The following is a 26,573-nucleotide window of genomic DNA, read 5'->3' as shown; positions in this document are numbered from 1 at the left end:
CGCGCTCCCAGAAGGAGCGCGTGCAGCACGGAACATTACCGTACCGGGAGTCCCCGGCCCAAACCGGGACCGCCCTCACGTGGTGTGACGTCGGTCCCGGTCCGGGGCGAGGGGTCACTCGTCCGTGAGCGTGAGGTGCACGCCGCCGACCAGCGCGGCCGTGATGTTGTAGAGGATGGCCATGATCGTGGCCAGCGCGGTCATCAGCACCACGTTGACGATGGCGATCAGCACCGACAGCGACACGACACGGTCGAACTTCACGAACTGCATGAGGTTCACGGCCTGCGGGCCGATCGTGTCGCTCATGAAGGACTGGATCGTGGCGAAGGTGCCCATGTCGTTCAGCACGTACCAGACGACCATCGTGGCGACGACGATGATGAAGCCGATCGCGACTGACAGCAGGAACGCGAGCTTCATGACCGACCAGGGGTCGACACGGGAGACCGACAGGCGCACGCGGCGCGGGCCGTTGCCGGCCACGCCCGCACCGACCATCGGCGCCGCGGCGGCGGGCGCCGGCGTCGGGGCCGCGGTGCCGTGCACCCCGCCCGCGGAGTAGTGCATCTCCGGGCGCGGCTCGGCCTGCCGGGGCTTCGCCGCCGGCGCCGCGCCGTTGCCGGTCGGCTCCTGGTCCTTGGCCGAACCGTCCGGCATGACGGACTGGACCTTCTTCGCGGCGTTGCGTGCCGCGGCGAGAGCCGCGGCGGCCGCCTTGACGGCGCCCTCCTTGACCGGCGACGCGCCCTGCGAGGGAGCCTGTGCGGCAGCGGACGCCGTGGCCGGCGCCTCGGGAGCCGGCGCAGGTACGGCGGCCTGCACCTGCGTCGTCTGGAACGACGCCGGGGCGGAGGTGGCCGAGGAGCCCCGCTGCGCCGCCGCGCCACCGACGGTCACGCCGCGCGACGTGGACCCGGGCGCAGGCGGAGGCGGAGGCACGGGCGCCCGCCGGTGCGTGGCGTCGTCGATCTCGGCCCCCCGCACGGGAGGCGCCGACGACGCCCTGGTCGACGCGTGGTTCTCCGTCATCAGTCCTCGTCCCCGCTCGTGGTCTGCTCGTCGGCGGCCTGCTCGTCCACGCTAACCGACTCGTCGTCAGCACGACGCTCGACGTTCCGGGCCACCGCGATGATGCGGTCGCCGCGGTCGGGCTTGGCGAAGGTCACGCCCTGCGTGGTACGGCCGGTGAGGTTCACCTCTGCGACCGCCGAGCGCACGATCTTGCCACGCTCCATGATGACGAGCACCTCGTCGTCCGCCTCTGTGACCAGGGCCCCCACGAGGTCTCCACGAGCCTCGACCAGGTTGGCGACCTTGATGCCGTAGCCGGCCCGTCCCTGCACCCGGTACTCGCCGATCGCGGTGCGCTTGGCGAAGCCGCCCTCGGTCACCACGAACAGGTCCGTGCCGGGCGTCACGACGTCCGCGTTGAGCAGCTCGTCGTCCTCCCGGAACTTCATGCCGGTGACGCCCGACGTGGCACGGCCCATCGGGCGCAGCGTGTCGTCGTCGGCGGGGAACCGGATCGACTGGCCCTTGCGCGACACGAGGATCAGGTGGTCGTCCGCGTTGACCAGACGCGCGGCGACGAGCTCGTCGGGGTTGCCCTGCTCGTCCTCGCGGAGGTTGATGGCGATGAGGCCGCCCGAGCGCGGCGAGTTGTACTCGCCGAGGCGCGTCTTCTTCACCAGGCCGCGGCGGGTCGCGAGGACCAGGTGGTCCGCGGCCTCGTAGTCCGGCAGGTCCAGCACCTGGGCGATCCGCTCACCCGGCTGGAAGGCCAGCATGTTCGCCACGTGCTGGCCCTTGGCGTCGCGGCCGCCCTCCGGCAGCTCGTACCCCTTGGCCCGGTACACGCGGCCGAGGTTGGTGAAGAACAGCAGCCAGTGGTGCGTCGTCGTGACGAAGAAGTGCTCGACGATGTCGTCCTCGCGCAGGGCCGCGCCGCGCACGCCCTTGCCGCCGCGGCGCTGCGCCCGGTAGTTGTCCGATCGCGTGCGCTTGGCGTACCCGCCGCGCGTGATCGTGACGACGACCTCCTCCTCGGGGATGAGGTCCTCGACCGACATGTCGCCGTCGAACGGCAGGATCGTGGTGCGGCGCTCGTCGCCGTAGCGCTCGACGATGTCGTCGAGCTCGTCCTGGACGATGGTCCGCTGGCGCTCCGGCTTCGCGAGGATGTCCTTGTAGTCCTCGATCTCCCGCTGCAGCGCGTCGTGCTCGTCGATGATCTTCTGGCGCTCCAGAGCCGCGAGGCGGCGCAGCTGGAGGGCGAGGATCGCGTTGGCCTGCTGCTCGTCGACGTCGAGCAGCTCCATCAGCCCGCTGCGGGCCTGCTCGACGTCGGGGGAGCGGCGGATGAGCGCGATGACCTCGTCGAGCGCGTCGAGGGCCTTGAGGTAGCCGCGCAGGATGTGGATCTGGCGCTCGGCCTCGGCCAGCAGGTACTCGGTGCGCCGGCGCACGACCTCGATCTGGTGCGTGGTCCAGTGCCGCACGAAGGCGTCGAGGCTGAGCGTGCGCGGCACGTCGTCGACGAGCGCCACCATGTTCGCGCCGAAGCTGAACTGCAGCGGCGTGTGCTTGTAGAGGTTGTTCAGCACGACCTTGGCGATGGCGTCGCGCTTGAGCACGATGACCAGGCGCTGGCCGGTGCGGCCCGAGGTCTCGTCGCGGATGTCCGCGATGCCGGCGAGCTTGCCGTCGTTGACGAGGTCGGCGATCTTCGACGCCAGGTTGTCCGGGTTGACCTGGTACGGCAGCTCCGTGATGACGAGGCAGATCCGGTTCTGGATCTCCTCCACGTTCACGACGGCGCGCATGGAGATCGACCCGCGCCCGGTTCGGTACGCCTCCTCGATCCCCTTGGTGCCGAGGATCGTGGCGCCGGTGGGGAAGTCCGGACCCTTGATGCGCAGCATCAGGGCGGCGAGGAGCTCCTCGCGGGACGCGTCGGGGTTCGCGAGGTGCCAGCGCACGCCCTCCGCGACCTCGCGCAGGTTGTGCGGCGGGATGTTCGTCGCCATGCCCACCGCGATGCCGGCGGACCCGTTGACGAGCAGGTTCGGGAAGCGGGCGGGCAGGACGACGGGCTCCTGCGTGCGGCCGTCGTAGTTGTCCTGGAAGTCGACCGTGTTCTTGTCGATGTCCCGGACCATCTCCATGGCCAGCGGGGCCATGCGGCACTCGGTGTACCGCGGCGCCGCGGCCGGGTCGTTGCCGGGGGAGCCGAAGTTGCCCTGTCCCGCGACGAGCGGGTACCGCAGCACCCAGTCCTGCACGAGGCGCACGAGCGTGTCGTAGATCGCCGTGTCGCCGTGCGGGTGGAACTTGCCCATGACGTCGCCGACGACGCGCGAGCACTTCGAGTACGCGCGGTCGGGGCGGTAACCGCCGTCGTACATCGCGTACAGCACGCGGCGGTGCACCGGCTTGAGGCCGTCCCGCACGTCCGGCAGCGCGCGCCCGACGATGACGCTCATCGCGTAGTCGAGATAGCTGCGCTGCATCTCCAGCTGCAGGTCGACCTGGTCGATGCGGCCGTGCTGCACGGCGACCTGGCCGTCCGTCGTCTCGATCGCCTCGTCGCCGGGGGCGCCGTCCGTCATGTCGGGACCGGGGGTCTCGTCCGTCACCGTCTACCTTCTTCCTGTCCTGCGCCGCCGGGGCGCGGGTTCCGTGTCCTCGAGCTCGATGTACAACAGCAGTCGCACGTTCTGTACGACGGTGTCCGTACCGCTAGATGTCGAGGAAACGGACGTCCTTGGCGTTGCGCTGGATGAAGCTGCGGCGGGACTCGACGTCCTCGCCCATGAGCACCGAGAAGATCTCGTCGGCCGCGGCCGCGTCGTCCATGGTGACCTGCAGCAGCGTGCGGTGCTCCGGGTCCATCGTGGTGTCCCAGAGCTCGGTGTAGTCCATCTCGCCCAGGCCCTTGTACCGCTGGATGCCGTTCTCCTTGGGGATCCGCTTGCCCGCCGCGATCCCCTCCTTGAGGAAGGCGTCCCGCTCGCGGTCCGAGTACACGTAGTCGTGCGGCGCGTTGGACCACTTGAGCCGGTACAGCGGCGGCTGCGCGAGGTACACGTGGCCGTGCTCGATGAGCGGGCGCATGTACCGGAACAACAGCGTGAGCAGCAGGGTGCAGATGTGCTGGCCGTCGACGTCGGCGTCGGCCATGAGCACGATCTTGTGGTACCGGAGCTTGGAGAGGTCGAAGTCCTCGCCGATGCCGGTGCCGAACGCCGTGATCAGGGACTGGATCTCCTGGTTGGAGAGCGCCTTGTCCAGGCGCGCCCGCTCGACGTTCAGGATCTTGCCGCGCAGCGGCAGGATCGCCTGGTTGTGCGGGTTGCGACCCCGGACGGCGGAACCGCCGGCCGAGTCGCCCTCCACGATGTAGACCTCGCAGTCCTCCGCACGGTTGGACTGGCAGTCCTTGAGCTTGCCGGGCATCCCGCCCGAGCTCAGGATCCCCTTGCGGCGCGTGGCCTCGCGGGCCTTGCGGGCCGCGATACGGGCCTGCGACGCCTGGACCGCCTTGCGGATGATGTCTCGCGCCTCCGTGGGGTGCGCGTCGAACCAGTCCACGAGCTTCTCGCGGACCACGCGCTGCACGAACGTCTTGGCCTCGGTGTTGCCGAGCTTGGTCTTCGTCTGGCCCTCGAACTGCGGCTCGCCGAGCTTGACGGAGATGACGGCGGTCAGGCCCTCGCGGATGTCGTCACCCGTGAGGTTGTCCTCCTTCTCCTTGATGATCGTCTTCTCGCGGGCATAGCTGTTCACCAGCGTGGTGAGCGCCGCGCGGAAGCCCTCCTCGTGCGTGCCACCCTCGGTGGTGGAGATGGTGTTCGCGAAGGTGTGGACCGACTCGCTGTACGAGCTGGTCCACTGCATCGCGATCTCCACCGAGATCTTGCGCTCGGTGTCCTCCGCCTCCACGTCGATGATCTCGGGGTGGATGAGCTCGGACTTCTTGGCCGCGTTGATGTGCGCCACGTAGTCCGTGAGGCCGTTGTCGTAGCGGTACGTCACGGTGCGCACGGGGTTCGCGGCCTCGGGGCCGGTCCCTCCGTCGGCGGCGGTGACGGAAACCTCCGACGCGGGCTTCCCGACCACCTCGTCGTCCGCGACGACGTGGCCGGCGCGCTCGTCGCGCAGCGTGATCTGCAGGCCCTTGTTGAGGAAGGCGTACTGCTGGAAGCGCGAGCGCAGCGTCTCGAAGTCGTAGTCGGTGGTCTCGAAGATCGACCCGTCGGCCCAGAAGGTCTGCGTCGTCCCGGTGGACTCGCCGTCGGCCAGCGGCTCGAGCCGCTGGACGCCCGTGACCGGCTCGCCGCCGTCGCGGTACTCCTGCTGCCAGTGGTAGCCGTCGCGCTTCACCTCGGAGACGAAGCGCGTGGACAGCGCGTTGACCACGGACATGCCCACGCCGTGCAGGCCGCCGGAGACCGCGTACCCGCCGCCGCCGAACTTGCCGCCGGCGTGCAGGATCGTCATGACGACCTCGAGCGTGGGCTTGCCCTCGGTGGGGTGCATCGCGACGGGGATGCCGCGACCGTTGTCGCGGACGCGGACGCCGCCGTCGTCCAGCAGTGTCACCTCGACGGTGTCGGCGTGGCCGGCCAGGGCCTCGTCCACAGAGTTGTCCACAATCTCGTACACCAGGTGGTGGAGGCCGCGCTCACCGGTGGAGCCGATGTACATGCCCGGGCGCTTGCGGACGGCCTCGAGGCCCTCCAGGACGGTGATGTTGCCGGCGTCGTACCCGTTCCCCGGTCCGGTGGCTCCGTCGGCGGCGACAGCATCAGGACGGGGGGTGTCGGTTCGGTCTGCCACAGGCGGAGCTGCTCCTCGGTCGTCGTGCACGCGCCGGCGCTTCGTGCGGTGTGCGCGCGGCGCGGCTCTCAGGTTCCGGGCACGCACCCGACCGAGCCGTGCGAGAGAGGTCGGACCACGACCCGGAATGACCTTCCCAGTCTACCTGCCGGAGGCAAGGAAACGGCGGATTGACGCCGTTGGGGAGAAGTTCCGCACACGTTGTCCACAGGCGGTGGACGGGCCCTGCCGCGGGTACTTGTCCACAGGGTTTTCCCCAGGCTTGTCCACACCTGGTGGGGGATGAGCACCACTCATGGTGATGTGTCCGGCTTTCGTGCTCTGACCGTTATCAACGACTCTCCCGATTTACTCCAAAAACTGGTGTACTACCCCACGAATCCCCATCTCGCACGTCGATCGGCGTCGGTCTCCGCGCGCCGTCAACCACCGAAGGGACAACACCACTGTGAAGAGGATCCTGGCGGGCGTCGCCGCGACGACGCTCGCCGTCGGCGGGATGCTGGTCGCCATCGCGGCGCCGGCCTCCGCCCACACCCCCCGTGTCAAGGACACCTGCACCAGCCTGGAGGTGAACCTCACCCAGTACCGGGGTGCCGACGTCGTCGTCACCATCGACGGGAAGAAGGTCGCCGGCGAGGGCTTCGGCGACTCCTGGCACCGGACGTTCGAGCTCGACGGATCGACGGGGCACGAGTGGACCGTGGACGTCGACGCCCACGACGGCGACCGGTACGACGCCCACGAGCGCGGCGTCACCGAGGCCTGCACGCCCACGACGCCGGAGCCGCCGCACGGCACCGAGGTCCAGGTGGGCATCTACCTGTACCCCAAGCTCGACAAGGACAAGGGCGCCGCGTGGGAGAACTCCGGGAAGCAGGAGCTGCTCGGCACCACGACGCTCACCCTCCCCGAGGACGAGCTCACCAACGACGAGCACTGGTACACGGAGCTCCCTGAGACCGACGCGCTCGACGACATCGACCTGTGCACCGGCTGGGGCATCCAGCAGGACCTGGTGCGCGGCGGGCCCGACGACTACACGATGCCCGACACGATCACGTACCCCGACGGGTCCTCCATGGACGGGCACCTCGTCGACTGGCAGCACCAGGAGCTGAGCGACTTCGGCATCGAGCTCCCGACCGCCGAGGACTGCGCGACGCCGACCGAGCCCGAGGTCCCCGAGGTTCCCGAGGTCGAGGAGCCCCAGGTCGTCGTGCCGCAGGCGCCGGCGGCGCTCGAGGTCTGCGGTGCGGACTCGTCCGACGTGATCCTTCCCGCGGACAGCGCCGAGATCACGTACCTGCGCACGGAGCAGGGCGTCCTCGCGGTGCCGACGAAGGGTCACACGTTCGGCGAGGACCTCGCCGGCTACACGCGTACCGAGGGCGGTGACGTGATCTTCCCGATCGCGGAGCTGGTCCCGGCCGCGGAGGACTGCGCGCTGGTCCCCGGTGACATCGCCGCCGTCTGCGACGGCGACACCCCGTACCTCTCGTACGGCGTCTCCCTGCCGGAGGGCGTCGAGGTCGACGGTGACACGCCGCTGACGATCACGTTCATCAACCCGGACGGCGGCGAGGACTACGTGGCCGCGGACCAGCCGCTCGAGGGCCGGCTCCTCTGGCCGGGCGCCACGGACACCGCGCCGAAGCAGTGGCCGGGCTGGGAGCAGCAGGACGACGGCTCCTACGTCGAGACGGACGGGAACTACGCCTGGACCCGTGACGGCGTGCAGGTGCTGTTCGAGGTCAACCCGGAGTACTCCACCGTGGTCGACTACCCGCCGGCCTCGTCCGAGTGCGCCAACCCGATCGGCGTCGGCGGCCCCGACACCGAGACGGTCGCGGACTCCGTGGACACGCCGTCGGACGACGCCGCGGGCGGCGCCGACAGCCTGCCGCAGACCGGCGCCACGGTCGGCGTGATCACCGGCCTGGCCCTGCTGCTGGTCGCCGGCGGTGGCGCGCTATTCTGGCTGCGCCGCCGCGTGCAGCACTGACGCGCTGAGCACGACGAAGGCCCGGTCGCACGGCGACCGGGCCTTCGTCGTTCCACCACGCGGGTCGCCCCGCAAGGCCCGGACTCAGCCGAAGGTGTCTCGCGGCCCCGGCCCGCGCACGGAACGGCGCCCGCGCCGGAACCCCGGACCTGCCGGGCCCAGCACCGTGACCTGCTCGACCACGCCCTCGCCGACCTCCTCGGCCAGACGTCTCAGCAGCGTGGGTACGAGCAGGCGCACCTGCGTCGCCCACGCCGTCGAGTCCGCACGCACCACCAGGACCTTCTGCTCGAACGTCTCCGGCTGGCAGTGGTCCGCGACCTGGTCGCCCACGACCTCCCGCCAGCGGCCGATGACGCCGCCCACGGAGACGTCCGCCGTCCAGCCCTTGTCCCGCATGAGGCGGCCCATCACCTCGGACAGCAGCTGCGGGTCGCGCGCCCCCGGCCCCTGGCCCGACATCCGCGGCTCCGCGAGGGGGGAGCGGCGCGCCGGCGAGCCGGGACGCAGGCCCTTGGCACGGGCGGCAGCCTTGGCGCGGTTGAGGGCCTCGCGGGCCACCGCCGAGGGCGGCGTCAGCTCCGTGCGGTCCAGCACCGGCCGGGGGTCGGCGTCGGGCCGGGAGCGCGGGCCGGGCGGCTCGTCCCCGACGCCGTCGGAGACACCTTCCGGACCGTCGTCCACGGCGTCGTCGTCACCCCGCACGACGCACCTGTCCCGGGGTCACCTCGAACCGCGCGCCCATGAGCCCCTCGGGGACGTCGCCGGGCACGGCCGCGGTCACGAGCACCTGGCGCGCCGGCGCGACGAGCTCCGCGAGCCGCTCCCGACGGCGCACGTCCAGCTCGGCGAACACGTCGTCGAGGATGAGCACCGGGTCGGCGTCGGTGTCGAGGTCGGGGTCCCAGAACGCGGCGTCGGGCACGTGCTCCGGATCGTCGCCGCCACCGAGCAGCCGGTACGACGCCAGTCGCAACGCCAGCGCGAACGACCACGACTCGCCGTGGCTGGCGTACCCCTTGGCGGGCAGCCCGCCCAGGGTGAGCACCAGGTCGTCGCGGTGCGGGCCGACCAGGCTCACGCCGCGTTCGAGCTCCTGCGGGTGCGCGGCGGCCATCGCCGCGAGCATCGCCTTCTCCAGGTCCTCCGCCGTCGGGAGCTGCCCTGTGCCGTCGCCCGCCTCCGGGACGCTCGAGCGGTACGTGAGCTCGGCGTCGCCGTCCGCGTCGCTGACCTGCTCGTACGCGGCCGCGACATGGGGGCACATCGCCTGCACCAGCGCCAGCCGCATCGCGAGGACCTGCCCGCCCAGCTGGGCGGCGCGGGCGTCCCACACCTCGAGCGTGCTGGTGTCCACAACCCCGCCCCCGGACCTGCGGACGCCGCGCAGCGACTTGAGCAGCGCGGACCGCTGCCGCACCACCCGCTCGTAGTCGCTCAGCAGACCCGAGGCGCGGGGGAGGAGCTGCACCACCAGCTGGTCGAGGAAGCGGCGGCGGCCGTCGGGGTCGCCCTTGACGAGGGTCAGGTCCTCAGGTGCGAACAGCACCGTGCGCAGGATCCCCAGGACGTCGCGCGCCCGGCCCAGCTGACCGCGGTTGACCCGCGCCCGGTTCGCCTTGCCGGCGGTGATCTCCAGCTCGACGGTCGACGCCCGCTCGGCGCGCACGATCCGCGTGCGGACCACGGCCCGCTCGGCGCCCGCGCGGATCAGCGGCGTGTCGTTCGCGACCCGGTGGCTGCTCAGCGTCGCGACGTACCCGATGGCCTCGACCAGGTTCGTCTTGCCCTGCCCGTTGCGGCCCACGAAGGCGTTGGGGCCCGGCTCGAGCTCGACGTCGGCCGCGGCGTACGACCGGAAGTCCAGCAGGGACAGGTGCGAGACGTACATCAGCGATCTCGACGGCCGGCGACCGGCCGGGTCACTGCGCCGGCTTGACCGCGTGCCCGCCGAACTGCTGACGCAGCGCGGCCACGGCCTTCATCGCGGGCGACTCCTCCTGCCGGGACGCGAAGCGGGCGAACAGCGCCGCAGAGATCACGGGCAGCGGCACCGCGTTGTCGATCGCCTCGTCGACGGTCCAGCGCCCCTCGCCCGAGTCGTCGACCCAGTCGTCGATGGCCGCCAGCGCCGGGTCCTCCTCGAGCGCCTTGACCATGAGGTCCAGGAGCCACGAGCGCACGACCGTGCCGCGCATCCATGCCTTCATGGTGCCGTGCACGTCCGTGACGATCTCCTTCTTGGCCGCCAGGAGCTCGTAGCCCTCCGCGTACGCCTGCATGAGGCCGTACTCGATGCCGTTGTGGACCATCTTCGCGAAGTGCCCGGCACCGACCTCGCCGGCGTGCACGAAGCCCTCCTCGCGCGGACCCTCGGGCCGCAGCGCGTCGAAGACCGGCATGAGCGCCTCGACGTGCGTCGCGTCGCCGCCGCACATGAGCCCGTACCCGTTCTCGAGGCCCCAGACGCCGCCGGACACGCCGACGTCGACGTAGCCGACACCGCGCTCGGCGAGCTCGGCGGCCCGCGCCTGGTCCTCCGGGTAGTGGGAGTTGCCGCCCTCGACGACCACGTCGCCCTCGCCCAGCAGCGTGCCGAGCTCCTGGACGACGCCGCGCGTCGGGTCGCCGGCAGGCACCATCACCCACACCACGCGCCGATCGGCGGGCAGGGTGGCCACGAGGTCGGCGAGCGAGGCCACGTCGGACACCTCGGGTCGCGGGTCGTACCCCGTGACCTCGATGCCGCCGCGGCGCAGGCGCTCGCGCATGTTGTTGCCCATCTTGCCCAGACCGACGAGTCCGATGTGGCTGACCATGGGTACCTCCAGGAGGGTGCGGGCGAGAGGGCTGCCGTGCGTCAGCCGGCGAACCGGATGGGCACGAGCAGGTAGCGGTACTCCGACGAGTCCTCGCCGTCGAGCGACTCCTGGCCGGTGAACTCCACCGGCTTGTTCGGGTGGGTGAACGAGAGCCGGACGAAGTCGGTGCCGAGCGCACCGAGGCCGTCGAGCAGGAACTGCGGGTTGAACGCGACCTGGATGTCCTCGCCCACGAGCACGGCCTCGAGGGCCTCCGACGCCTGCGCGTCGTCGCCCTGCCCGGCGTCCAGCACCACCTGGCCGTCGGTGAACGACAGGCGGATGGGCGTGTTGCGCTCGGCGACCAGGGAGACGCGTTTGGCCGCCTCGATGAGCGGCGCGGTGGCGACGACGGCGTGGATCGGCGTCGCGTCCGGGAACAGGCGGCGCACCGGCGGGTAGTCGCCGTCCACGAGCTGCGACGTCGTGTGGCGCCCGCCGGCCTCGAAGCCGATGAGGTCCACGCCCTGGCCTGTGGACAGCCCCACGTTCACCAGGCCGCCGCCACCGCCGAGCGACTTCGCGACGTCGGTGAGCGTGCGGGCGCGCACGAGGGCGACCGCGGAGTAGCCGGGGGTGGCCGGGGTCCAGGTCAGCTCGCGCAGCGCCAGGCGGTACCGGTCGGTGGCGATGAGGGTGATGCGCTCGCCCTCGATCTCCATCCGCACACCCGTGAGCAGCGGGAGCGTGTCGTCCCGGCTCGCGGCGACGCTCACCTGCGCGACGGCGTGGGTGAGGGCGTCCCCGGTGACGGTGCCCGAGAGCTCCGGCATCTGCGGCAGCGTCGGGTAGTCCTCGACGGGCATCGTCAGCAACGTGAAGCGCGAGGCGCCGCAGGTCAGCACGACCTTGGTGCCCTCGAGCGTGACGTCGACCGGCTTGTTGGGCAGCGCGCGGGAGATCTCGGCGAGCAGCCGGCCGGAGACCAGGACGGTGCCCGGCTCCGAGACCTCGGCCGGGATCTCGGCGCGCGCGGAGACCTCGTAGTCGAAGCTGGACAGCCAGATCGTGCCCGCCGTGTCGACCTCGATGCGGACCCCTGCCAGCACCGGCGCCGGCGGGCGCGTGGGGAGGGTGCGCGCCGTCCAGGTCACGGCCTCGGCCAGGACGTCACGCTCAACCCGGAACTTCATCCCACTCCTCGCGTTGTCGACTTGTTGTCGATCGATGTGGGCGGTCGAGGGTGTCGTTGTGACCCGGTGGGGGCCCGCCGACGCGATCCGACCCGCCTCGTCGTCCGAGCCAAACCCTACGCGAGACGTGGCATCTTCGGCACTCGATCTGCGGACCTGTGCTCGGGCGTGGGTCGGGTCGTCGGCCGCCCTGATGAAGGCGTGGGGAATTTCTTGATGAGAACACGTTAGTCATCGTCATAGGGGTTGTGGATTCTGGGGATGACGGATGTTTCCGCAGGTCAGAGCACTTCCCTGCATGTGGAGGCAGTGGGGGCGACGCTGTGGACGACGCCTTGTGCCTGTGGGCGACGGATTCTGTACCCACAGCCGTCCACCGATCCGGGCGCCGTCGTCCACCGATTTGGCCCCCTGGTCCACATGCGTCCACAACCTTGTCCACAGGTGTGAATCTCGCTGCCTGGGGATAACGCCCAGTTGTCCACGATGTCCGTCCACAGGGATGGGGACGGCGACGACAGATCGGCGGACTGGCGCGGTCGAGGCTGTGGGCGGTGATGTGGAGAAACGACTGCGGGCCCGCCCCACCCTGTGAAGAGCGTGGTCGGGCCCGCGAGGAGCGTGGAGCAGGTCAGCCGCGGTGCTGCTGCTTGATACGGCTGGTGAGCTCGGTCACCTGGTTGTAGGTGGAGCGACGCTCCGCCATCTGGCCCGCGATCTTCTTGTTCGCGTGCATGACGGTGGTGTGGTCGCGGCCGCCGAACTGCTGGCCGATCTTCGGCAGCGACAGGTCGGTCAGCTCTCGGCACAGGTACATGGCGATCTGTCGCGCCGTGACCAGGACTCGGGAGCGGGAGGACCCGCACAGGTCGTCGATCGTGAGGCCGAAGTAGGCGGCCGTCTGCGCGATCACCATCGAAGGAGTGATCTCCGCGGTGTCGTCGTCGGTGATGAGGTCCTTGAGGACGATCTCCGCGAGGGCGAGGTCGACCTGCTGGCGGTTGAGGTTCGCGAAGGCGGTGACGCGGATCAGGGCACCTTCGAGCTCACGGATGTTCGTCGAGATGCGCGATCCGATGTAGCTCAGCACCTCGGCCGGCACGTCGAGCCGCTCGCTCGCCGCCTTCTTGCGGAGGATCGCGATCCGGGTCTCGAGGTCCGGCGGCTGCACGTCCGTGATGAGGCCCCACTCGAAGCGGGAGCGCAGCCGGTCCTCGAACCCGTTGAGCTGCTTCGGCGGGACGTCGGAGGTGATGACGACCTGCTTGTCCGCGTTGTGCAGGGCGTTGAAGGTGTGGAAGAACTCCTCCATCGTCTGTTCCTTGCCCTGCAGGAACTGGATGTCGTCGATGAGGAGGACGTCGACGTCCCGGTAGCGGCGCTGGAACGCACCCGCGCGGCCTTCACCGATGCTGTTGATGAAGTCGTTGGTGAACTCCTCGGAGTTCACGTACCGCACCCGTACATGGGGATAGAGGTTGTGGGCGTAGTGCCCGATGGCGTGCAGCAGGTGGGTCTTGCCCAGGCCCGAGTCGCCGTAGATGAAGAGCGGGTTGTAGGCCTTCGCCGGCGCCTCGGCCACCGCGACCGCCGCCGCGTGGGCGAACCGGTTGGAGGCGCCGATGACGAACGTCTCGAAGATGTACTTCGGGTTGAGCCGGGTCGGCTCGGCCGACTGCTTCGGGCTCGCGGGCAGTGGCGGGGCCTCGGGCTCGTCGGGGACTCCCGGCTCCGGGGGAGCGGTGTAGTCCTGGGACGGGCCGGTGAGGGTGTCGCTGCTCAGCTCGGGATCCACGGTGATGCCGAACCGGATGTCGCGACCGAGCGTCGACGCCATGGCGGAGACGAGCTGGTCCCGGACGCTGGTCTCGAGGTACGCGCGCGTCTGCTCGTGCGGGACCGCGATGAAGACGGTGTCCTCGAGGATGGCCATCGGCTTCGCGAGCTTGATGAAGGCGAGCTGGCGGGCCGACATGTCGGGCCGTGCCTCGAGGGTGGCGAGCGTGTGTGCCCAGACATCGGTGATGTTCTCGTCCGGCTGGGCCACGGGCGTCGTCCTTCTGTCGTTCTGGATGGGCAGCGGGTCGCGAGTCTGCCACGCCCAGACTCCGTCCACAGCGTTGTCCACATGCTGTGGAACCTGTGGACAATGCTGTGGGTGACGACCGTACCGGGGCGGGCGGCGCGACGTCGCGCCGTGGTGCGTGAGGTCCTCCACATCGTAGCCACCGGGGGCGCCGCGACGCCCCTGGGCGGGTTTGACCTGAGGGGCCCGCACGGCGTAACGTCATACAGCCGTTCCAGGTCCTTTCGCGCGCCCACAACTGGGCTGCCGGTCCTCGGGTCGGCCCGGTCGACGCCTCACGTCCTGTACGCGTGCGTCGACCGAGAACAAGACCGGCATCGTCGAGGAACTGACGGTGTGCCTCCCCGACGTTTCTTGGAGTACCTCGTGAGCAAGCGGACCTTCCAGCCGAACAACCGTCGTCGTGCCAAGACCCACGGCTTCCGGCTGCGCATGCGCACCCGTGCCGGCCGCGCCATCCTGGCGAACCGTCGGCGCAAGGGTCGCGCCGAGCTCTCTGCCTGACGAATGCTGCCCGCGGCGCACCGACTGCGCCGTTCCGTCGACTTCGAACGGGCGGTGCGCCGCGGCACGCGTGCAGGTCGATCGACCGTGGTGGTCCATCTCCTCGTCGACCCCGACACCGGCTCACAGGCCGGTGTCTCTGGTGTCTCGGGCGATGAACCGCCACAGGTCGGTCTTGTCGTATCCAAGGCCGTGGGGAACGCCGTGCACCGCAACCAGGTGAAGCGCCGTCTCCGGCATGCCGCCGCGGGGCACCTCTCGGTGCTCCCCGCCGGTTCCCGCCTCGTCGTGCGAGCGCTCCCGGCCTCGAGCTCCGCCACGTACGCGGAGCTCGACCGCGACCTGGCGAGCAGCCTCGACCGCGCTCTCGCGCGCGGACGGAGGGCGTCGTGACCGCCCCCACGCTCGGGCATGGCCGCGACGTGCTGCGGAACCTTCCTGCGGCCGTCCTCATCGGTGTGATCCGGGTCTACCAGTCGGTGATCTCCCCGCTCACGGGTCCCACCTGCAAGTACTACCCGTCGTGCTCGCAGTACGCGGTCATCGCGATCCGTACGCACGGCACGTTGCGGGGGACCGGTCTCGCGCTCTGGCGCATCCTTCGATGCAACCCCTGGAGCCTCGGCGGCGTCGACGACGTACCGCCCGCTCGTGACAAGCACGCCGACGACGCCGTCGACGCGCCGGCTCACGAGCACCGCGGCGCAGCTCGCCACTGACCATCCCGGACCGCGCCGCCGGGGACCGCAGAGACTTTTCCGACAGAGGAGACACATCGGGATGGATACCATCCTCTACCCCATCGAGTGGGTCGTGGCCTGGATCATGTACGGGGCCCACGCACTCTTCACGACCCTCGGGATGCAGGACGGTCCGGGCTGGGCCTGGGTGTTCTCGATCGTCGCGCTGACGATCGTCATCCGTATCGCGCTGATCCCGCTGTTCTTCAAGCAGATCAAGGCCTCGCGCGGCATGCAGATGATGCAGCCGGAGCTGCAGGCCGTGCAGAAGAAGTACAAGGGCAAGACGGACCCGGCGTCCCGTGAGGCCATGGGCCGCGAGACGATGGAGCTGTACCGCAAGCACGGCACCAACCCCATGGCGTCCTGCCTGCCGATCCTGCTCCAGTCGCCGATCTTCTTCGCGCTGTTCCGGGTGCTCAACCACCTGTCGGCGATCGCCGACGGTTCCTACCGCACGATCGGTCCGATCGACCAGCGCGTCGCCGCTGACATCGAGCACTCCGAGCTCTTCGGGGCCCAACTCTCCGACGTCTTCCGCACCACCGACTCGACGACGTCGCGCATCGTGGTCATCTGCCTCATCGTGCTGATGAGCGCCACCATGTTCTTCACCCAGCGCCAGCTGACCATGAAGAACATGCCGAAGGCCGCCCTCGAGGGGCCGATGGCGAGCACGCAGAAGATGATGCTCTACATCCTCCCGGTGATCTTCCTGATCTCGGGCATCAACTTCCCCGTGGGTGTGCTCATCTACTGGGTGATCTCGAACCTGTGGTCGATGGGCCAGCAGTTCTACACGATCAAGAAGATGCCGGCGCCCGGGTCCGAGGCCGAGCGCCTCCTCAAGGAGAAGCAGGCCCGCAAGGCCGCCGCGAAGGGCGCCATCGAGGCCGCTCCCGAGCCGGAGCCCGAGCAGGCCCGCGGGCAGCGCGAGCAGCCCAAGCGCAAGAACCGCCAGAAGCGCCGCTGAGCAGCGAGAGGAATCGACACCGATGACGACGGACACTCCCGTGGACCAGGGACCCGAGCGCACGGCGCGTCTCGAGGAAGAGGGCGAGATCGCCGCCGACTACCTCGAGGAGCTCCTCGACATCGCGGACCTGGACGGTGACATCGACCTGGACATCCAGCACGACCGCGCCGCGGTCGAGGTGGTGGCCGACGAGGACGAGGACCTCTCGGTGCTCGTGGGCCAGGACGGCGAGGTTCTCGAGGCCCTGCAGGAGCTCACGCGCCTGGCCGTGCAGGCCCGCACCGGCGAGCGCAGCCGGCTGATGCTCGACATCGGCGGCTTCCGTGCCGAGCGTCGCGCGGAGCTCACCACGCTGGCCGAGGAGGCCATCGAGCGGGTTCGTAAGTCGGGTCAGGAGGTCGAGCTCGACCCCCTGAACGCGTTCGAGCGCAAGGTGGTGCACGACGCCGTCGCTGCTGCCGGGCTGGTGAGCGACTCCCGCGGCGTGGAGCCGGCGCGGTACGTCGTGGTGCAGCCCGCGGCCGTCGAGCCGGGAGAGACCCCCGCGTCCTGATGTAGACCTCGAGGGCCCGTTGTTTCACGTGAAACGACGGGCCCTCGTCATGAGACGAACGAACGAAAGGTGCCCGAGATGACCGACGACGCGACGGATGGTGCGGCCGGTGCGCGGGACGAGGCGCTCGGCCGGAGCGCCGCGGTCCGTGCGTACTTCGGCGACCGATACGACCTGGTCGCTCGATTCGCCGCGAGCCTGCGCGCGGAGGGCGAGCTGCGCGGGCTGATCGGGCCGCGGGAGGTCGCCCGTCTCTGGGAGCGCCACATCCTGAACTCCGCAGCGGTGACGCCCTACCTGGGTGAGGCGCGTTCGGTCGCCGACATCGGTTCGGGCGCGGGGCTCCCTGGTGTGGTTCTCGCGATCCAGCGGCCGGACGTCGACTTCCGTCTGATCGAGCCGATGGAGCGACGTACGGCGTGGCTCCAGGAGGTCGTGGACGACCTCGGGCTTGCGAACGTGCAGGTCGATCGGGGGAGGGCAGAGGAGTACCACGACGCCTTCGAGGTCGACATCGTGACGTCGCGTGCGGTGGCTGCCCTCAGCAAGCTCGCGCGGATGAGCATGCCGCTGGTGCGCCACGGTGGAGCGATGGTCGTTCTCAAGGGCCGCAACGTCGAGCGAGAGATCGAGCCCGCACGCAAGGTGCTGCGGTCCTTCAAGACGGCCGAGCCGGAGATCCTCGAGGGCCGCACGATCGACGACGTCGAGGCGACGACGATCCTGCGCATCCGTCGCCCCTGAACAGGGAGCGGACCCACGGGTCATGCTCGCCCGGCCCTGTCTGATCGATCTCTGTCGGCCGGAGTTTTGCCCCGGCGCGCCGTCCGTGAGGCCGTAGAGTGAGCGCGGAGCATCCGGTCGACGACGGCAGCGCTCGCGTCGGGCCGGTCACGAAGTCTCTGTGGCGAACCGGAGGAGTGGCACGTGAGCACGAGTACGGAGCACGTCGACGACGTCCCGCGCAACGACGGGACCGTGGCGAGCGATCCGCACGTTTCACGTGAAACAGCGCCTGGCCTCGACTGGGCGCCCGGAGGGCTCCCTCCGGTGATCGACGGTCACCGAGCGGCCCTGGTCGCGTCGGTCCCTGAGGCGGACGAGTCGACGCCGCTGGCCGCCCAGCTCGCGATCGACGCACGGCGGCGGATCGAGCTCCAAGGGAGGCAGTTCCCCCGCCCGGATCACACGCGCATCATCACCGTGGCGAATCAGAAGGGCGGCGTCGGGAAGACGACGACGACCGTCAACATCGCGGCGGGCCTTGCCCAGTCGGGGTTGAAGGTGCTGGTCATCGACAACGACCCCCAGGGGAACGCGTCGACCGCACTCGGGCTGGAGCACCGCGCGGGAACGCCGTCGATCTACGAGGTCCTCGTCGAGGACGAGCCGCTGGCGAACACCGTGCAGGAGTGCCCGACCGTTCCGGGTCTGTACGGTGTCCCGGCGACCATCGACCTGTCGGGCGCCGAGATCGAGCTGGTCTCCCTGGTTTCACGTGAAACACGCCTGCGGCGGGCGCTGGACAGCTACCTGGCCCAGCGTGAGGAGCGCGGGGAAGAGCGGATCGACTACGTGCTGGTCGACTGCCCACCCAGCCTGGGGCTGCTGACCGTGAACGCCTTCGTCGTCGGTCGCGAGGTGCTGATCCCGATCCAGTGCGAGTACTACGCGTTGGAAGGGCTGAGCCAGCTTCTGAAGACGATCGAGCTCATCAAGGCGCACCTGAACCCGGAGCTTCGCGTCTCGACGATCCTGCTCACCATGTACGACGGGCGCACGAACCTCGCCCAACAGGTGGCAGCCGAGGTCCGCGAGCACTTCCCGAACCAGACCCTACGGACCACCGTGCCTCGCTCCGTGCGCATCTCGGAGGCTCCGAGTCACGCACAGACGGTCATGACGTACGACCCGGGATCAACAGGTTCGCTCGCGTACCTCGAAGCGGCCCGCGAGCTGGCTGATCGTGCGCCGCAGCGTGCTGACCTGGGATAAGGCCGATGACACGCCAGGGAACGGGCGCAACGACGCCCGAAGACTTCACGTCACGCCGCGCCGCGGGGGCTGACACATCGCGTGGTTCGTCCCAGCGACGACGCGACCGTACTTCGACGACGACTAGGGGAACGCGGGGCCCCATGGTTCAGGAGGCTGGAGCATGAGTCAGAAGAAGCGTGGTCTGGGCCGCGGGCTCGGTGCGCTGATCCCGTCGGGTCCGGAAGGCGACCGACCGGTCGACGTCTTCTTCCCCGCGGGGGAGCCCCGGGAGGGTGGCTCGGGAAGCGGGGCGCTCGCCACCGCGCCGGCCGACCGCTCGGGCGCCGACGCCGCAGACGAGGGCGGACGGACCACGCGTCGCGCAGCCTCATGGGACTCGGCGATCGCCGGCGGGCGGCTGAGCATTCGGACGGGCGGCGAGTCGCAGGTCAAGAGCGACGCGCGCGACGTCTCGGGCACTGAGCCGGGCGCCAGCGCGCTCCTGACGGAGGTCGATCCTCAGCCTGCTCGCGAGGCGACACCTTTGACCCGTGAACAGGACGACGACGGCGGCGACGCGTTCGGTGCTGACTCCCTGTCTCTCGGCCTGATCACCAGCATCGCCCTGCCGGACCTGGACGAGGACGTGGCTGCAACGGGCCTCGAGTCGAAGTCCGAGCCGAACCCGCAGAGCAGTGACGACGGGCAGGCCAGCGGAGACGGGGACTGGGGCGACGACGCGCCCATCCACGGCGCCGTTTCACGTGAAACGGAGCTGGCCCCGGTTCCGGGCGCGCGGTTCGCGGAGATCCCGGTCGATGCGATCCGTCCGAACACCTGGCAGCCTCGCTCGGTGTTCGACGACGGCGAGCTCGACGAGCTGGTCGCGTCGATCTCCGAGATCGGCGTCCTCCAGCCCGTCGTGGTGCGGCCGGATGCGGCTGACCCGGACCGATACGAGCTCATCATGGGCGAGCGGCGCTGGCGTGCGTCGCAGGTCGCCGGCCTGGAAACGGTCCCGGCGATCGTCCGCGAGACCGACGACAGCGACATGCTCCGTGATGCGCTGCTGGAGAACCTGCACCGCGCCGCCCTGAACCCGCTCGAGGAGGCGGCGGCCTACCGTCAGCTCCTCGACGACTTCGGGTGCACGCACGAGGAGCTCGCGACTCGGATCGCTCGCTCGCGGCCCCAGATCTCCAACACGCTCCGCCTGCTGAAGCTCCCGCCGCTGGTGCAGCGCCGGGTCGCCGCTGGGGTGTTGTCGGCGGGGCACGCCCGAGCGCTTCTCTCGCTCAGCGACGGTGCTGAGATCGAACGACTGGCCCAGCGGATCGTCTCCGAGGGCCTGTCCGTGCGTGCGACGGAGGAGATCGTCACGCTGCTGACCAGCGGCGACGCCGAGCGTTCGGCTCGCCGCGCGCCTCGCGCGGGCCAGCGGAGCGAGGCGATGGACGACCTCGCCACACGGCTTGCGGATCGGTTCGAGACTCGCGTGAAGGTGAACATCGGTAAGACCAAGGGGCGGCTGACGGTGGAGTTCGCCTCCGTCGAGGACCTCAACCGGATCCTCGGCGTCATGGCGCCGGAGGACCCCGGTCTCCTGCGTTCCTGATCACCCGACACGTTCGACGGGCGCTGCCTCTGTTGAAGAGGCGGCGCCCGTTCGTGTGTAGCGAGTCCTGGCCGTCGTGACGGCCGCCGCGGCTGGCTGTCGCCGATGGCCGTTTCGTTCATCGAGCTGGGCTGGCGCGGTGCGGGACGTTGGGTGACGCGCCGACGTCCCCGGTGTCCCTGTTTCACGTGAAACAGGGGCCGTGAAGGCAACGGTCCGGCGCCCTGTGTCGGGGAGGTGGTCGTCCCGCGACTGGGCTGGGTTTCGTCTCGATGCGGGGTGTCCCCTGTCGGGGCAGTCCCGGACTGGGCGGCGGGCCGACCGGCCCCCAGGAAGCAAGGGGCTCGGGGCGATGGCTGGGGGCTTCGGAGCGCCGCCTCCCAGCGAGCCCAGGGCACTGGTGTGTCGGCGGCCCTCGCCACCGGTGCTGTGGGTCGGCCGTTCATTCCCTCACGTGACCAGCCCCGACGCCGATGACGCGCAGCCGCACCGACCGGCGGTCTGCAGGTCGGAGGGCACGGCGGGTCCGCGCGGAGGTCTGGTTGTCGCGTGGCGACGCAGCCAGACGAGGGTTCGACGCCGGCGGGCGGCGAGGCAGGGGTCACGGTCGCTCGGTCGTCGTCCCAGGGAACCTGGCGGCATGGTCCGGCGAATGGTCGCCGGGTGTGACGGCACGCGCTGAACGCGGGGGAGGGGATGACGCAGGCTGCGGAGGGAGCCCCCAGTCGACACCGACGGGCACGAGGCGAAGCCGCTGTTGAGCGGGGACGAGACGTGAGCGCTGTTCAGAGCTGACGAGACATGAGCCGTGCTCGCGGCAGCCGTGTGAGCGAGCGGGTTGAGGGTCGCGGTGGGCGCGGTGATGCACGTCGGATGTCGGCTCACGAGCAGAGGCACGTTCCACGTGAAACATGTGCGACGCGGCTGGAGACGCGGGACCCGATCGATGCGAGGGGCGTGGGTGGCTGGCGTCAGGCAGGCGCTGATCCGGCAGGCCTGACAGGCGGCTTGGAGGGGAGTGCTCATGCCCCGCAACGACGGAAGGTGGCGGTCGGAGGACCGGGCACTGTCTCGGGTGGAGCACCAACCTGCGGACGGGGCGGAGCCGAACACGCGAGTGGCTGCGATAGGGAAGGGCGCGCTCGGGATGATCGCGAGAGGCGGGCGAACCTCTCCTCGACGACGCCCGGCAGGGAGCGCGATCGCCCGCGCCCCTGAAACACGCACCAGTCTCTGACCTGCGGGTTCGTGGCGGTGAGGGCCCGACGGCATGGCCTCGTCGCTCGCTGGGCACGCTCGCGCCGGGCACCGTTCGCAGGCGTACGCCGGGTCACGTGGAGCCGGTCGCTTGAGGGGCCAGATCTGTCCTCATCCGCGAGTGCTCGCCAGACCGGCGCGGCAGGTGGAGTGCCGCCGGGTCCGGCTCACGCGACCCACGGCGAGTCGTCGGGCCAGGCGCCGGTCGAGGGTCGTGAGCCTCGTCAGACCGCCCGCCCGGAAGGCCGGCGCGCCGTACCGACCTCCATCCCCGCGCGCCCGCGGGGCCGGTCGTACCAGTCAGGACCGAGCTGCCAGTCCTGACCGTCCCGTGACGGCGATTTCCGGCAGAGGGGCGGGAAGGGGACGAATGCACCGCGACCGATGGGGGAGAGGAGCCGGCGCGGGGCCACCGCGTGCTGGCGGCCCCGCCGGGGGACGCACATCGACCAGCTCGATGGGCACGGGCGCCGGGGGCATGCTGCCAGTGAGGCGGACCGCGCTGCCCCCCGCCAGGGATGCCTCCTGCGGCACGGCGGCACGACGGCACGACAGGGCGGCATCGCGGACGGCAGGCGAGCTCGCCGCCCTCAGGCGTACGGCTCGGTAGTGACTGCGCCCTGCTTCGGCGCTGCCCGCGCACAGCGTGGCAGCCGGGACTGCGCGCGTCGGTGGTCGTCCTCGCTGGGCCATCCCCGTGTGGCCGTGAGTGCGGGACGTCCCGGATCAGGCAGGAGCCGATCCCCTCGCAACCTCCCTCCCGCCGATCGAGTGGGGTGCGGAGCGCACCACGGTGGTCCTGGGCGTGGGATGAGGCGCGACGAAGGCCGGCGGCGTCGGGATGGTGTGCGGGGCAGAGAGTGCGCACATCAGCCGGTACTGGGCCAACCGGAGATCTCGCCTCAAAGGGGAGAGAACGCGGTGAGAGCCTTCAGGACCGCTGTCGTTGCGATCCCTGCGAGACGGGCCCGTGCGGGCCAGGGCAGGAACGAGCCAGCGCGCGGCCGAGGCAGGTGGCGGCATCGCAGCGAAGGGTCGTCGCTCCACGCGGGCTACATCGGTGACGGGAGACCACGCGCAGCGTCGGTCGCGCGGCCCCCGCGTTCCGCCGCGTGCACGGCGAGCGATCTGTTCTCGGGCGCCTGCATGGTTCCGGGCGGGGCGCAGGATGCCCGGGTGCTTCGATGCGGGCCGCGACTCGGTCGGGGCCCGGTGCAGGTGGCGGTGCACGCGGCGTGGTGGGGGCTCGTTCTACTGCTGCCCGCTCCGGGAGGACCGACACGGACCCGGTCGTGAGGGAAGGCCGCGATGCCTGGGCGGGCACGTCGTCGTCACGCCCGAATGCCCGTGCCGGGAGCGACGTCCGCAGATGCGCGCCGAGGCCGGCGGCGCCGGGACCGGGGGACCGCCGCCGGCTCGGCAGGGCCGTCGTCCCGAGGCCGGAGACGCCGAAGGCCGGGCCTGTTTCACGTGAAACAGGCCCGGCCTTCAGTGAGGATCAGACGCTCGGCGCGAGGACCGCGTCGATCTCCTCCTGGAGGGCCCGCTTGGGGCGGGCGCCGATGACGGACTTCACGAGCTCGCCACCGGAGTAGACGTTGAGCGTCGGGATCGACGTGATGCCGTAGGCCATCGTGGTGGCCTGGTTGGCGTCGGTGTCGAGCTTGACGATCTTGATCTTGCCCTCGTACTCGTCGGAGAGCTCCTCGAGGATCGGGGCGACCATGCGGCACGGGCCGCACCAGGTCGCCCAGAAGTCCACGAGGACCGGGACGTCGGACTCGAGAACCTCGGCCTTGAACGTGTCGTCGGTGACGGCGACGGTAGCCATGTGTCGCTCCTTCGATGCGTAGTGGGAGGAAGGGGTCAGCCTGCGACCGAGTCGAGCGCCGTGGGCAGCCCGTCGGGGTTGGGCACCGCAGGGGTGCCGGCCAGGGAACGCTCGCCCTCGTCGTCGGCGACCTCGGTGAGGTACGACTGCGCGTCGAGCGCGGCCGCGCACCCGGAGCCGGCGGCGGTGATCGCCTGGCGGTAGGTGTGGTCGACGGCGTCGCCGCAGGCGAAGACGCCGGGGAGGTTGGTCCGGGTGGAGCGGCCCTCGACGAGGATGTAGCCCTCGTCGTCGAGGTCGATCTGGCCCTTCACGAGGTCGGTGCGGGGGTCGTGGCCGATGGCGACGAAGAGGCCCGTCGCGTCGAGCTCGCGCTCCTCGCCGGTGACCGTGTCGCGCAGCGTCACGCCGGCGACCTTGTCCTCGCCAGAGATGCCGGCGACCTCGCTGTTCCAGGCGAACTCGATCTTCGGGTCGGCCTGCGCACGGTCGGCCATGATCTTCGACGCCCGCAGGGAGTCGCGACGGTGCACGATCGTCACCTTGGACGCGAAGCGCGTGAGGAACGTCGCCTCCTCCATCGCGGAGTCGCCACCACCGACGACGGCGATGTGCTGGTCGCGGAAGAAGAAGCCGTCGCAGGTCGCGCACCAGGACACGCCACGACCGGAGAGCTGCTTCTCCTCCGGCAGGCCGAGCTCGCGGTACGCGGAGCCGGTCGCGAGGATCACGGCGCGGGCGCGGAAGGTCTCGCCGCCGCCGGTGACGACGGTCTTGACGTCACCGGTCAGCTCGACCTGCTCGGCGTCGTCCCACAGCACGCGGGCGCCGAACTTCTCGGCCTGCTCGCGCATGGCCTCCATGAGGTCGGGGCCCTGGATCCCGGCGGGGAAGCCGGGGAAGTTCTCGACCTCGGTCGTGTTCATCAGCGCGCCACCGGCAGTGACGGAACCGGCGATCACGACGGGTGCCAGGCCGGCGCGCGCCGCGTACACGGCCGCCGTGTAGCCGGCGGGGCCCGAGCCCACGATCACGATGTCGTGCACGGTGCCCTCAGCGGTGGTGGTGGTCGGCTGATCGGTCACGTCTTCTCCTGGTCTTTGCTGGTGTGTCGCGCGCTAGGGCGCCATCGCCGTCAACAAGGCGGGGCGGTGTGGTGTTCCCGGGCGACGACCGACGCCGCCCGGGAACGGGTCACGAGAGGACGATCTCGTTGAGCTCCAGGTAGTTCTTGCCGTTGGTCACCGGGAGCTCGGTGATCCACAGCACGAAGGAGTCCGCGACGGTCTCCTCGGACAGCTCGAGCTTGGTCTCCGAGCTGAACGAGCCCTCCGCGAGCACCGCACCATCGGTCGGCTTGTCCCGCGACGTGGCCCGGACCTCCACGTGACCGCCGGAGGAGTTCGTGTTGAGCGTGATGGAAGAGACCGGTGCGGGCTTCTCGAGCTCGACGACATATCCGACGCCGCTGCGCAGCCCCGCGAAGTCGGGCGACTTGAAGTACATCGTGTACCAGAACGTCGACGGGTCGCCGTCGTACGCGAGGTCCACGGCCTCCGGGTGCTGACCGTCGCCCTCCGGGTCGAGCTGGTCGCCCGACTTGATGACCGGGCGGGCCTCCGGGGTCTCCGAGGGCTCCGACGCGCCGTCGCTGGGCTCCTCGGCGCCGCCGCCCTGGTTCGCGGCCTGCGTCGGGGTCGGGCTCGCGGCGACCGGGGTGTTGTCCACGGGGGACAGGGCGTTCGACACGGCCCACAGCGCGCCCGCGAGGACGAGCACGACGACGAGGCCGAGGACGATCGGCGTCGGGTTCACGCCGCGCCGCTTCGGCGCAGGGGACGACGCGAAGCCGCCCGTGTCGGTGCGCGGCTCACCGCCACCCGGCGGCGGGGGCACGGGGGCGTGCGCCGTCTGCTGCTGCGGGGCGGCGTACGCCTGCGTGGCGTAGCCCTCAGGGGCGGCGCCGTAGGCCTGGGCGGGCGGCTGCGCCGGGGCGCCCTGCGGGACCTGCGCACCCTGCTGCACCGGCGCCATCGCGGCCGTCGCCTGGGCGGGAGGCGGCGGGACGGGCGACTGGGGCGCCGTCTGCGCGCCGGCCGGCGGCATCGCCTGCGTGGACTGCGCTGCGGCCTGACCGGCGTAGGCAGCACCGCCCACGGCGCCCCCGACGGCGGCGGACCGGGCGATCCGGCCGCTCGACGGCCGGCGGACGGGCGGCGCGGGCGGGGGCGTGCCGGGCAGGCCCGCCCCGTTGCTCCCGGCGCCGAGGACCGAGGAGCGGACCGGCGGCTCGGTCGGCGGCTGCACGAACTGGGGCAGCGACGCGACCACGGACACCTCTCCCCAGGGGGCGAGCGCCGCGACGACGTCGCCCGGGTTGCCGGGCGCGTCCGGGGTCTCGGTGCCGAACGTGCGGCGGACGAGCGTGTCCAGCTCCGGGTCGACGTGCGGCACGAGCGCGGAGACCGGGACGACGCCGTTCGCGTCCGTCTGGGCGGGGAGCGGCCGGACCGAGTCGCCGGCGATCCAGGGCTCGTCGAGGGAGTCGCCGGGCCACCGCGCGGTGAGCGCGTAGTAGGCGAGGGCGACGAGGTCGCGCGCGTCGGCCGCCGCGGCGGCGGCGCCGACCGTGGTCCGGCCGCCGTCGACACCGGCGAGCGCGGCGTCGATGCCGAGCCCGGTGACGACGACACGGTGCCCGTCCACCCGCACGGCCTCGGGGCGCAGGGCGAGGTGGTGGACGCCGCGCTGGCCGGCGGCCTCGAGCGCCGCGGCCGCCTCGCCGACGACGGCGCGGGCCTGCTGGGCGTCGACCAGGCCGCTGGAGACGACCTCTGTCAGCGACGAGCCGCGGTACGGCTCGGAGATGATGTAGCTGCGCTGCCCGTCGCCGAGGTCGGTGCTGCCGACGTCGAGCACGCGGGAGAGACGGGGGTCGGCCACGAGCGCGGCACGGCGGGCGGCGTCGAGCGCCGCGGACGCGTACGGGCCGTCGATGAAGGTCACCCGGACCGGGCGGTCCAGGATCTGGTCGTGCGCCTCCCACGCCTCTGCTGCGGCGAGGTCGGTGGCTGCGGGCTGCACGAGCCGATAGCGGTCGACCATGACTGTCCCGGGATGGGCGGTGCTCACCTGGACTCCTCGGTGGGGGTGCGGGGGGAGGGTGTCCTCCGGTCCATCGGACCATGGTACGG

20 protein-coding genes are annotated in these 26,573 nt (G+C 70.9%); 9 read left to right on the top strand and 11 right to left on the bottom strand.

Annotation, left to right across the window (positions count from 1 at the left end; translation table 11 throughout):
- Positions 1–114 precede the first annotated feature (114 nt).
- The 3 genes from ACFU5J_RS01990 to gyrB form a co-directional block, all read right to left on the bottom strand.
- A complete protein-coding gene (locus tag ACFU5J_RS01990) occupies positions 115–1,032 on the bottom strand; it encodes a DUF3566 domain-containing protein (protein ID WP_430573618.1) in 918 nt (305 codons plus the stop codon).
- Entirely contained in the window at positions 1,032–3,638 is a 2,607-nt protein-coding gene (gene gyrA / locus ACFU5J_RS01985) for a DNA gyrase subunit A (RefSeq protein WP_430573617.1), read from the bottom strand. Before gyrA ends, ACFU5J_RS01990 begins: the two co-directional genes overlap by 1 nt.
- Before the next feature lie 103 nt (positions 3,639–3,741).
- Complete coding sequence (gene gyrB, locus ACFU5J_RS01980) at positions 3,742–5,841, bottom strand: DNA topoisomerase (ATP-hydrolyzing) subunit B (RefSeq protein ID WP_430577634.1); 2,100 nt, start codon at positions 5,839–5,841, stop codon at positions 3,742–3,744.
- A gap of 448 nt (positions 5,842–6,289) precedes the next feature.
- On the opposite strand from gyrB, the gene ACFU5J_RS01975 reads away from it, so the two are divergent.
- Positions 6,290–7,846, top strand: a complete 1,557-nt coding sequence (locus ACFU5J_RS01975) for an LPXTG cell wall anchor domain-containing protein (RefSeq protein ID WP_430577633.1) — start codon at positions 6,290–6,292, stop codon at positions 7,844–7,846.
- An 84-nt stretch (positions 7,847–7,930) separates the two neighbouring features.
- Here ACFU5J_RS01975 and ACFU5J_RS01970 read toward each other — a convergent pair whose 3' ends face one another.
- From ACFU5J_RS01970 to dnaA, 5 genes are all read right to left on the bottom strand, one after another.
- Complete coding sequence (locus tag ACFU5J_RS01970) at positions 7,931–8,440, bottom strand: DUF721 domain-containing protein (protein WP_430575325.1); 510 nt, start codon at positions 8,438–8,440, stop codon at positions 7,931–7,933.
- A gap of 100 nt (positions 8,441–8,540) precedes the next feature.
- Positions 8,541–9,737: a DNA replication/repair protein RecF gene (recF, locus tag ACFU5J_RS01965; protein WP_430577632.1), complete on the bottom strand. Its 1,197-nt coding sequence runs from the start codon at positions 9,735–9,737 to the stop codon at positions 8,541–8,543.
- A gap of 31 nt (positions 9,738–9,768) precedes the next feature.
- The gene (gene gnd, locus ACFU5J_RS01960) at positions 9,769–10,665 is read right to left on the bottom strand and encodes a phosphogluconate dehydrogenase (NAD(+)-dependent, decarboxylating) (protein WP_430577631.1); all 897 of its coding nucleotides are present in this window, start codon (positions 10,663–10,665) and stop codon (positions 9,769–9,771) included.
- 41 nt (positions 10,666–10,706) lie between these two features.
- Positions 10,707–11,840, bottom strand: a complete 1,134-nt coding sequence (dnaN, locus tag ACFU5J_RS01955; RefSeq protein ID WP_380321040.1) for a DNA polymerase III subunit beta — start codon at positions 11,838–11,840, stop codon at positions 10,707–10,709.
- Positions 11,841–12,471: 631 nt separating this feature from the next.
- Positions 12,472–13,887, bottom strand: coding sequence for a chromosomal replication initiator protein DnaA (dnaA, locus tag ACFU5J_RS01950; RefSeq protein WP_430573612.1), 1,416 nt, complete (start codon positions 13,885–13,887; stop codon positions 12,472–12,474).
- A gap of 405 nt (positions 13,888–14,292) precedes the next feature.
- Between dnaA and rpmH the strand changes: the two genes are divergently transcribed.
- The 8 genes from rpmH (at position 14,293) to ACFU5J_RS01910 (ending at position 20,291) form a co-directional block, all read left to right on the top strand.
- Positions 14,293–14,430 carry a 50S ribosomal protein L34 gene (rpmH, locus tag ACFU5J_RS01945; RefSeq protein ID WP_013840089.1) on the top strand — a complete coding sequence of 46 codons (138 nt, stop codon included), beginning with the start codon at positions 14,293–14,295 and terminating at the stop codon, positions 14,428–14,430.
- A 3-nt stretch (positions 14,431–14,433) separates the two neighbouring features.
- Positions 14,434–14,823 carry a ribonuclease P protein component gene (gene rnpA, locus ACFU5J_RS01940; protein ID WP_430573611.1) on the top strand — a complete coding sequence of 130 codons (390 nt, stop codon included), beginning with the start codon at positions 14,434–14,436 and terminating at the stop codon, positions 14,821–14,823.
- Positions 14,820–15,149, top strand: coding sequence for a membrane protein insertion efficiency factor YidD (yidD, locus tag ACFU5J_RS01935; RefSeq protein ID WP_430573610.1), 330 nt, complete (start codon positions 14,820–14,822; stop codon positions 15,147–15,149). The genes rnpA and yidD overlap by 4 nt, the downstream gene beginning before the upstream one ends.
- A 61-nt stretch (positions 15,150–15,210) precedes the next feature.
- Positions 15,211–16,143, top strand: a complete 933-nt coding sequence (gene yidC / locus ACFU5J_RS01930) for a membrane protein insertase YidC (protein ID WP_430573609.1) — start codon at positions 15,211–15,213, stop codon at positions 16,141–16,143.
- Positions 16,144–16,165: 22 nt separating this feature from the next.
- Positions 16,166–16,699, top strand: coding sequence for a protein jag (locus tag ACFU5J_RS01925; protein ID WP_430577630.1), 534 nt, complete (start codon positions 16,166–16,168; stop codon positions 16,697–16,699).
- A gap of 78 nt (positions 16,700–16,777) precedes the next feature.
- Complete coding sequence (gene rsmG, locus ACFU5J_RS01920) at positions 16,778–17,443, top strand: 16S rRNA (guanine(527)-N(7))-methyltransferase RsmG (protein ID WP_430573607.1); 666 nt, start codon at positions 16,778–16,780, stop codon at positions 17,441–17,443.
- 306 nt (positions 17,444–17,749) lie between these two features.
- Positions 17,750–18,694, top strand: a complete 945-nt coding sequence (locus tag ACFU5J_RS01915) for a ParA family protein (protein ID WP_430575324.1) — start codon at positions 17,750–17,752, stop codon at positions 18,692–18,694.
- A gap of 163 nt (positions 18,695–18,857) precedes the next feature.
- Positions 18,858–20,291: a ParB/RepB/Spo0J family partition protein gene (locus ACFU5J_RS01910; RefSeq protein ID WP_430577629.1), complete on the top strand. Its 1,434-nt coding sequence runs from the start codon at positions 18,858–18,860 to the stop codon at positions 20,289–20,291.
- 2,755 nt (positions 20,292–23,046) lie between these two features.
- Here ACFU5J_RS01910 and trxA read toward each other — a convergent pair.
- From trxA to ACFU5J_RS01895, 3 genes are all read right to left on the bottom strand, one after another.
- On the bottom strand, positions 23,047–23,379 hold the full coding sequence (gene trxA, locus ACFU5J_RS01905) for a thioredoxin (RefSeq protein WP_430573605.1): 333 nt from the start codon (positions 23,377–23,379) through the stop codon (positions 23,047–23,049).
- A 35-nt stretch (positions 23,380–23,414) separates the two neighbouring features.
- Complete coding sequence (gene trxB, locus ACFU5J_RS01900; protein ID WP_430573604.1) at positions 23,415–24,464, bottom strand: thioredoxin-disulfide reductase; 1,050 nt, start codon at positions 24,462–24,464, stop codon at positions 23,415–23,417.
- Between the two features lie 109 nt (positions 24,465–24,573).
- Complete coding sequence (locus ACFU5J_RS01895; RefSeq protein ID WP_430577628.1) at positions 24,574–26,511, bottom strand: hypothetical protein; 1,938 nt, start codon at positions 26,509–26,511, stop codon at positions 24,574–24,576.
- Between the last annotated feature and the right edge of the window lie 62 nt (positions 26,512–26,573).

This window comes from Isoptericola sp. NPDC057559 (assembly GCF_042801555.1).
In the GTDB taxonomy this organism is placed as follows: Bacteria; Actinomycetota; Actinomycetes; order Actinomycetales; family Cellulomonadaceae; genus Isoptericola.
Note: the sequence above shows the minus strand (reverse complement) of the source record. Positions and strands in the feature narration are given on the sequence as shown.